At 41.2% G+C, this 2,850-nt stretch carries 1 protein-coding gene; it reads left to right on the top strand.

The window, feature by feature from the left end; all coding sequences use genetic code 11:
- On the top strand, positions 1–2,850 hold a 2,850-nt coding region (locus VE944_RS31170; RefSeq protein ID WP_324986767.1), incomplete at both ends, for a plasmid replication protein, CyRepA1 family.

Genomic DNA, 2,850 nt, shown 5'->3' with positions numbered 1-2,850 from the left:
AAGATGGCGCAGGATTATTTTGCTCCTAGAAAAGTGGGGGTGGTCTGCTAATTTTGCTTGGTGGGGTCAAGTCACAAAAGAAGCTAATGATGTTGATGAACTCAACTACAAAGAATTACAAAATATTTCCTACGTTACACCGGATTATTTTTGGGAATTAGCCAAGGAAGAAAAGCGAAATATTTCTCTTAGTGCCTCATTGCTTAATGATGAAAATCTGCCTTCTGGCTTCCATGAGGATTGGCAGAGGTGGCTAAATTCCAAGAAATATACTCCCAATATTACAGTCCATCAGGATGAATTTACATTCCCCCCTATTCCAGATTCCGGTGTAATTGTCGCGGTTAACTCAGGGCTAGGAACCCACAAAACCGGGGCGATGATTACGGAAATTGCGAAGACTAAAAAAGGAGTAAGAATTATTGGTTATAGAAATAATTTACTACTCCAAACAGCTAGTAGATCAGCATCAATGCGAGATATCAAAGTCTACCACTTGAATAATGATGATGCTAAAGACTTAGTATCAGATGAAAGTACCCACCTATTGTTTTGCGTGGACTCTATAGAACACGTAGATGGACATTTTGCTGGGCGCGATATTTATCTAGATGAGGCTTGCTCTGTTTTACTCCATACAATCAATGGCGGAACTCTAGGAAGTAACCAAGCGAAAGTAATTAAAATATTTACACGGGCGCTAGAGGTGTGTAATCGCATCTTTTTATTAGATGGGAATTTATCTGATAATTATGTGGATTTTGTTGCAAAACTGGCTAAGAATAAGCAAGTAATTAAAATTAAAAACACCAAGAAAATTCCACCACACAAAATTAGCTTTATTGAAGGAATTGACCCAGAAGGAGAAATAAAAAAACGTGATAAATCCGCACTAGTTCAGTATCTTTGTTCTCAGGGTGTAAAGTCTTGGATTGCTTGTGATTCCAAAACTTTCGCGCTCACACTTGATAAGCTTCTTCTGGATTTAGGTAAATTTGGGTTTTGCTTAAATTCTGAGAGCGTTGCGGAAGAATGGGCGAAAGAATTTATGAAAGAGCCTAATTTATTTATCCAAACATGGCAGCCTGAATACATCATAGTATCGCCTACTGCTGAGTCAGGCGTTAGCGTCACCACTAAGCATTTTACCGATAAGATGTCATTTTTTGTGGGAGTTCAAAACACAAATTCTCAACACCAGCAGATGTTCCGGTTAAGGGATAATTCCATACCTCATTATGTTGTTTGCCCAGAGCGATCAATGGTCAAGGAAAGGTCAACTCCCCAGACTTATTTTGATAAAACCTTTTTAAAAATATTAAACGATAGAGTGAATGTATCGGCGAGAATGGCTGCCTTTGATTCAGGTAACTCTGATAGGGTTTTGGAAGTAATTGGCAAGGCACTTACTAGGAATCGAGATGATTGGTGGGACTTTTCTGGCCGTTTGGGAGCATTAGATAATTTTGAGATGAAGCATCTGCGGTTGTGCTTAATTCATGCGCTGGAAGAAGCCGGACACAAAGTTGAAATAATAGAATGGGACACTAGTCGAGAATATAGCGATCTACTTAAAGGTGCCAAAGAAGCAGTTCAGATGCAACACGCTCAAGAACTTTTTGTTGCTATCCCGTTGGAGACAGTAGAAGAGGCAAATCAGGCAGCTAAGAAGAATCCACGTAAGCCGATGCAAAGGCGAATCGAGAAAACACGCCTTCTAGATAGATTACCTGGAATAGAATCTGAGAAGGCTTATGGTATAGATTTCATTTATGAAAGGCATATTAAAAATAAGCATTTCATCACACAGCAACAACGATTTTTCTTTCTGAATAACTTCGAGATTTCCCAAAAACGGCATGAGGTAGATTGGTATTACAAGGCTACGGCGCAAGATTTTTTTACCGGCACAATGAAAAAAATCTCCCACTTAGATATTTGGGCGCTAAAGGAGCTAAATATACTCCAGTTCACTCAGGGCGAATGGCACAAGGATCTGTCAGAGGTAAATGAATTTATCGAAAAAGCGCGGCAACCAGAAATAGTGAAAGCGTTGAACATGAAACCCGATCCAGAGTCGGCGACGGGCGCAGAAAAAATGAAATATATTTCCAGCCTACTAGACCTTATCGGGCTAAAATTCGCAAAACCAGAACAAAAGACGATAGATGGAATTCGGAGACGGGTTTATACCGTTAATCCTGAAATAATGAATCACCCCGATCGGCTGGCAGTGCTAGCAGCCGTCGAGCGAAAAATGACTCAATGGATGGCTGATGAAACTAAAAGTAAAGTTGATTGGAGTGAGCAAGCTATCCAGCAAGCTATTGTAGTTCAAAATCCCACACAAATTCCAGTATCAGAACCATTCCCAAAATACCGTGATGAGCCACTATTTGCTCCATGTGTGTGGGGAGATCGGCATTCCAAGCCAGTGGACGAATCACTCATCAACCGGTACACTGCTACCCCACTTATAATATATAAACCAGACAGCAGTGTGCAGCCTGAAAGTCCCCCAGAATCACCCATCAACCCGCACACTGTCCAGCAAGGAAATCATGATCAGCAGCCTGTTGACATTTCAGAGTATATGACAAAGGAATCCTTGGAATTGATTGCTGATGAATTGGAGAATGTAGTTACAACTGACGATAGCCAGGGGCTGGAAATACTAAGAGATATCCGGCAATGTATGCCACCTGAAGCTTTAAAAGCTGCTGCCAAGCTCCTACCGAAGCCATTATGGACTCAAATTGCCGAGATGGTGAAGTTGCAGGACTTTCCAGTTGAAAATCAGCTTGTAGAAAAGACGATGGCTACGCCCGCCGCAGGTATCGCTATTGACCC

The sequence above is a fragment of the Nostoc sp. genome (assembly GCF_035638895.1).
Taxonomy (GTDB): Bacteria; Cyanobacteriota; Cyanobacteriia; order Cyanobacteriales; family Nostocaceae; genus Nostoc.
This window is presented reverse-complemented; position numbering and strand designations above follow the sequence as displayed.